Here is a 5,151-nt window from a genome sequence, read left to right on the forward strand (position 1 = left end):
AGCCGCAGGGCCCCAGCTTTGCCGCCAACCTGGCCGCGCAGGTCAAGGGCGTGCAACTGACCGAGGGCACCACCCGCGTCGAACTGGCGCCGCGCGGGCTGGGCGGGCTGGAAATCGACGTCGCCACCGACGACCAGGGCGGGTTGAAAGTGATCATCCGGGCCGAGAATCCCAGCGTGCTGCAGGCGCTGCGCGAAGGGCGCGAGGCGCTGCTGGCGGTGCTGCGTGACAGCGGCGCCGAGGTGCAGGACTCGGCCCTGGGGTTTGAAAATTTCGGCCGCGACAGCCGCCAGCAGACCCCGCAGGACCAGCCTCAGGGCGACGCCGCCGCCGCCCCGGCGGAAGACGACCTTCCCGCCGACGCCCCCGCGCCGGTGGCCGCCCCCCTGCCCGAGGGGCAGGTCGACATCATCACCTGACGCGCAGAGAGAGACCCGGCCATGACCATCGACACCGCAACACTGGGCAGCACCATCACCGCCTCGGCCACCGCCAGCGGCGAGGCCCAGACCCGGCTGGAAGAGGATTACACCAATTTTCTCAAGCTGCTGACGGCGCAGATCTCCAACCAGGACCCGCTGGAACCGATGGATGCCAGCACCTTTGTCAGCCAGCTGGCCCAGCTCTCGCAGGTGGAACAGACCATCGCGGTCAATGCGAATCTGGAAGACATCACCAACCGGCTGGCCACCACCGGGGCGATGGCCGATATCGGCCTGATCGGCCGCGAGGTCACGCTGGAGACCGACCAGGTCGAACTGCTCAACAGCAGCGCAAGCTTCGATTATGAGCTGGGCTATGCCGCCGACAGCGTCACCGCCCGCATCCTAGCCGCCGACGGCACCGTGGTCCGCGAGATCGAGGGGCTGCCCGGCACCATCGACCAACTGCACAACGTGCGCTGGGACGGGCTCGATTCCGAGGGGCTGCCGGTGCCGGACGCGGTGTTCACCGTCGAGATCCAGGCCGAAACCGCCGAGGGCGACGCCATCCCGGCCAGCACCTATGCCGCCACCACGGTGGAAGAGGTCAGCTTTGCCACCGGATCGGCACTGCTCAAGCTGCGCAATGGCAGCGAGGCGGCCTCAACGCAGGTGGTGGCGATCCAGTGATGTTTTCGCGGGCAGGTTCGATCACGGGAAGCTGGCAAAAGTTTCCTGAAAACTTTTGCCCCCGCCCCGAGCTTGCCGCGCCGCCTCAGCTGCGCGGCACGTCTTTCTTGTAAAGCGTCAGGAACAGCACTTCCTGGGTCTCTGAGAAGCGCGCGCGCAGATCCTCGGTCAGGGTTTCCGACAGCCAGTCGGAATCCAGCGCCGCCCGGCGCATGCGCGGGTTTTCCGCCGCCTTGCGGAACGAGGCCAGGATCACGTCGCGCAGGCGCACCGCGTTTTCCGAGATCCGGTAATGCGCCGCGGTTTCGGAATCCTGCATCGCCACGCCCAGATCGGCCACCACATAGGTCACGCTTTGCGGCCGGTAGACCGGCACGGTGAGCGAGCCCAGCTTGACCACATTACGTGAATCCTGCTTCGGCGGCTTCGGCGTGTCCGGTTCACCCTCGGCACGGGCCAGCTGCACCGGCGGCTCGGCGCTGTCCTGCGTCGCGCTGTCGGCCGTCGGTTGCGGCGCGGCCTTGGCGGCGGCGCCAAACAGCGCCTCCTGCGGATCGGTCGGCGCGGCTTCGGCCAGATGCTCGGTGGCCTCGGCGGCGGGCAGGCTGTCGCCCAGAAACACGCCAGCACCAAAGCCGCCGCCGACGCATAGCATCGGCAGTGCTGCCATCAGAATCAGCGTTTTCTTCATCACGAGCCCCGTTTCCTTGCCTCAGGAGCTCATTAACCGCGATTCTCCGGCAGAAGTTTTGCCCTAGAAAGGCAAAATTATGTCCAGTGCACCCTCGCCATAGCTGCGCCGCTGCTGGCGCGAGATCTGGCCGCGTCCGCCATAGGTGATGCGCGCCTCGGCCATCTTTTCATAGGGGATGGTGTTGTTCATCTGCACGTCTTCGGGGCGGATCAGGCCCGCCACCCGCAATTCGCGCAGTTCCGAATTCACCTTCACCTCCTGGCGCCCGGCCACCACCAGGTTGCCGTTGGGCAGTTCCTGCACCACCAGCGCCGCCACTTTCAGGCTGATCTCTTCCTCGCGGTCGATGGTGCCGGCACCCAGGGCCGACAGCTGCGACGAGATATCGACAATATCGTCGCTTGGCAGATCCTCGGGGTCGACGCCGGGCAGGATCTTGTCGATCTGCGACCCATAGCCGAAGAATTTCGGAAAGCCGATCGACCCGCCCCCGGTCCGGGTCCGTCCCGAGGCATTGGTCAGGCTGGCCTCGTCGTCGATCTCGATGACGATGGTCAGGATATCACCCACCCGGCGGGCGCGCTGATCGGCAAAGAAGCCGCCCGATCCCGGCGCCCAGAGCGAGGCGCGCTCGGCCCGCACCGGGGTGCGCGGGGTTTCCGGCGGCGGCATCGGCACGCTGACCATCGTCGCCTCGGGCATGGTCTGCGAATTGAAATCGATGCCGGACACCGACGGATCCTGGTTGAACGGGTCCTTGCCGCACCCGGCCAGGATCAAAGACAGGGCCAGCGGCGGCAGGGCGGCCTTGGCGGCAAAACGGCTCATCTGATAATCTCCACGCGCCCGTCGGCCCGGGCGATGCCGGTGACCAGCGCATTGCTGACGAGGTTGACTACACGAACTTCCTGCCCGCGATGGGCATCGCCCAGGGCGCGGCCGGGCGCCGACAGCGCCAGGCGACCGTCGTCGAATTCGATCGACACCTTGTCGCCCCGCGCGATCACCAGCGGTTCGGCCACCGATTGCGCCATGATCGGCCGGCCGCGCGGCAGCATCCGCTTGACTTCCTTGCCGATCAGCCGGGCGCTGTCGGTCAGGGCAAAGCTGCCCAGCCGCGCATAGGGCAGTTCGACCATCTGCAGATCGGCTTCGCGCAACATCTCGCCCGGCATCATCTTGCGCAGCGGCACTGGCACCTCCAGCGTCAGGATCGCCAGCCCCTGCAACCGGGTCACGCCGCCATCGGCGCGCACCGCATTGGCCAGGAACTGGCCGGTGGCGCGGTCCATCCAGAAGGCCGAGATCAGCTCGGCCTCGGAAATCCCGGCCGATTGCAGGGTGATGCGGAAATCGGCGTCTTCGGGCAGTTCCGGGCCAAAGCTGTCGCGGGCCTTTTCGGCCACCAGCTCGGCCACCGGCACCGCCGCAACCGGCAGGGCGGCCAGCGCCAGGATCACAGCGGCAAAGACGGCGCGCAGCATGTCATTTCACCTGGTTGGTGGTCGACATCATCTGGTCGGCGGTCTCGATTGCCTTCGAATTCATCTCATAGGCCCGCTGCGCCGAGATCAGATCGGTGATCTGCTGGATGATGTTGACGTTGGAATTCTCCAGGAACCCCTGCCGGATCATGCCGACGCCGGGATCGCCCGGCACCGCCTGCAACGGATCGCCCGAGGCGTTGGTCGCCTCCATCAGGTTGTTGCCCAGCGGCCGCAGACCGGCCTCGTTGATAAAGGTGGTCAGCGTCAGCTGGCCCAGCTCCACCGGCACCGGATCATCGCCGACATAGGCGCTGACGATGCCCTGCTCGTTGATCTCCAGATTGACGGTATTTTCCGGCACCACCAGCCCGGGATCGACGGTATAGCCCTGCAAGGTGACGATCTCGCCCTCGGGCGACAGCTGGAACGACCCGTCGCGGGTATAGGCCTGGTTGCCGTCGGGCAGATTCACGGTGAAATAGCCGCGCCCCTCCACCGACACATCCAGCTGATTGTCGGTCGGCATCAACCCGCCCTGGGTGTTCAGCCGCACGGTGCCCACGGTGCGCACGCCCAGCCCGACATCGACGCCGGTGGGCCGGGTGGTGCCCTGTTCTGCGGTCACCGCGCCCTCGCGGGTGCGGCTGTCATAGATCAGGTCCTGGAACGCGGCGCGGCTGGATTTGAAGCCGGTGGTATTGGCATTGGCGATGTTGTTGGAAATCACGTCGACATTCGTCTGCTGCGCCATCATGCCCGTGGCGGCAATGCCCAAAGCCCGCATTGGTTATCTCCCTTACACGTTCTGGCCAAGTTTCTGCAGCGTATCGCGCCGCAGGTCGTCTTCGGCCGTCATCAGATTGACCGCGCGCTCATAGGCGCGCTGGATTTCCATCAGCCGGGTCATCTCGACCACCGGCTCGATATTGCTGCGCTCGATCGAGCCCTGCACCACCTCGGTTTCCAGCGCCGCGATCTGCACCGCCGGCGCCGCACCCTCGGCGCGCACGAACATGCCGTTGCCGATCCGCTCCAGCGATTGCAGCTCGGGCAGGTCGAACACGCCGATCTGCGCGATCACCCCGCCATCGGCGGTCGAAATCGTGCCATCGCGCGAGATCACCACGTCGCCGGTGCCCGGCGGCAGGGCGATCTCGCCACCGCCGGCATCCAGAACCATCGACCCGCTCAGGGTCATCAGGTCGCCCTGCGGGCTGGTCACGAACCGCCCGTCGCGGCCATAGGCCATGTCGCCCTCGGGGGTGCGATAGGAAAACCACCCCTTGCCCAGCAGCGCCACGTCCAGCGGGTTGCCGGTTTCGCTCAGCGGCCCCTGCCGGTCATCGAGATACGAGCCGGAATCGAGCACGAAGCTGACATCCTCGGTCACCTGCGGATCGGCGGAATCGTGCAGATAGCTTTCAAAGACGATGTGTTCGCCCTTGAACCCGGCGGTGTTGGCATTGGCGATGTTGTTGGCGGTCACGTCCAGATCCCGCTGCATGGCCTGGGCCAGGGACAGGGCGACGTAATTGGAGTTATCCATCAAATACCTACCGGGAAGCGCAAATGGCCGTGCATCTCTTCTTGTGTATCATGAAATTTATCATAGAATAACGCAAGGACTTTAATGAAGAACGCGGGCAATTTTGCAGAATAATACTTGGATATCCATGTTTACCTTGGGGCTGATCTTTGCATCGGCGCCGGGGCTTGCGATGACCGAGGCGCCCGCGGAAACGGCGCCGCTGCCGGTGCTGCAGCTGGCGCAATACCCGCCGCTGGGGTTTCTGAAAGACCGGCGGGCGCTGGAAGCCGCCCTGACCGAACGGCGCGCGCAGCATGGCGCCGACAGCCC

General features: G+C 65.7%; 7 protein-coding genes. 2 read left to right on the top strand and 5 right to left on the bottom strand.

The features are described 5' to 3' along the window. A partial coding sequence (locus CVM52_RS23325; RefSeq protein ID WP_133119956.1) for a flagellar hook-length control protein FliK occupies window positions 1–419 on the top strand: 419 nt, incomplete at its 5' end. Between the two features lie 21 nt (window positions 420–440). Continuing rightward, window positions 441–1,112 (top strand): flagellar hook assembly protein FlgD, encoded by a 672-nt coding sequence (locus CVM52_RS23330; RefSeq protein ID WP_100164741.1) that lies wholly within the window; start codon window positions 441–443, stop codon window positions 1,110–1,112. A gap of 85 nt (window positions 1,113–1,197) precedes the next feature. Here the strand turns inward: CVM52_RS23330 and CVM52_RS23335 are convergent, their stop codons facing one another. From CVM52_RS23335 to flgF, 5 genes are all read right to left on the bottom strand, one after another. Beyond that, window positions 1,198–1,803, bottom strand: a complete 606-nt coding sequence (locus tag CVM52_RS23335) for a hypothetical protein (RefSeq protein ID WP_100164742.1) — start codon at window positions 1,801–1,803, stop codon at window positions 1,198–1,200. A 63-nt stretch (window positions 1,804–1,866) separates the two neighbouring features. Further along, the gene (locus CVM52_RS23340) at window positions 1,867–2,634 is read right to left on the bottom strand and encodes a flagellar basal body L-ring protein FlgH (RefSeq protein WP_100164743.1); all 768 of its coding nucleotides are present in this window, start codon (window positions 2,632–2,634) and stop codon (window positions 1,867–1,869) included. Beyond that, window positions 2,631–3,290, bottom strand: a complete 660-nt coding sequence (gene flgA / locus CVM52_RS23345) for a flagellar basal body P-ring formation chaperone FlgA (RefSeq protein WP_100164744.1) — start codon at window positions 3,288–3,290, stop codon at window positions 2,631–2,633. The genes CVM52_RS23340 and flgA overlap by 4 nt, the downstream gene beginning before the upstream one ends. A gap of 1 nt (window position 3,291) precedes the next feature. Continuing rightward, window positions 3,292–4,077 (bottom strand): flagellar basal-body rod protein FlgG, encoded by a 786-nt coding sequence (gene flgG / locus CVM52_RS23350; RefSeq protein WP_100164745.1) that lies wholly within the window; start codon window positions 4,075–4,077, stop codon window positions 3,292–3,294. A gap of 12 nt (window positions 4,078–4,089) precedes the next feature. Next, window positions 4,090–4,839 carry a flagellar basal-body rod protein FlgF gene (gene flgF / locus CVM52_RS23355; RefSeq protein ID WP_100164746.1) on the bottom strand — a complete coding sequence of 250 codons (750 nt, stop codon included), beginning with the start codon at window positions 4,837–4,839 and terminating at the stop codon, window positions 4,090–4,092. Between the last annotated feature and the right edge of the window lie 312 nt (window positions 4,840–5,151).

This window comes from Pseudooceanicola lipolyticus, from assembly GCF_002786325.1.
Classification (GTDB): domain Bacteria; phylum Pseudomonadota; class Alphaproteobacteria; order Rhodobacterales; family Rhodobacteraceae; genus Pseudooceanicola_C; species Pseudooceanicola_C lipolyticus.

Coding starts and splice junctions, on each gene's coding strand:
- CVM52_RS23335 (WP_100164742.1), bottom strand. CDS start 1,803: ATGAAGAAAACGCTGATTCTGATGGCAGCACTGCCGATGCTATGCGTC.
- flgF (WP_100164746.1), bottom strand. CDS start 4,839: ATGGATAACTCCAATTACGTCGCCCTGTCCCTGGCCCAGGCCATGCAG.
- CVM52_RS23330 (WP_100164741.1), top strand. CDS start 441: ATGACCATCGACACCGCAACACTGGGCAGCACCATCACCGCCTCGGCC.
- CVM52_RS23340 (WP_100164743.1), bottom strand. CDS start 2,634: ATGAGCCGTTTTGCCGCCAAGGCCGCCCTGCCGCCGCTGGCCCTGTCT.
- flgA (WP_100164744.1), bottom strand. CDS start 3,290: ATGCTGCGCGCCGTCTTTGCCGCTGTGATCCTGGCGCTGGCCGCCCTG.
- flgG (WP_100164745.1), bottom strand. CDS start 4,077: ATGCGGGCTTTGGGCATTGCCGCCACGGGCATGATGGCGCAGCAGACG.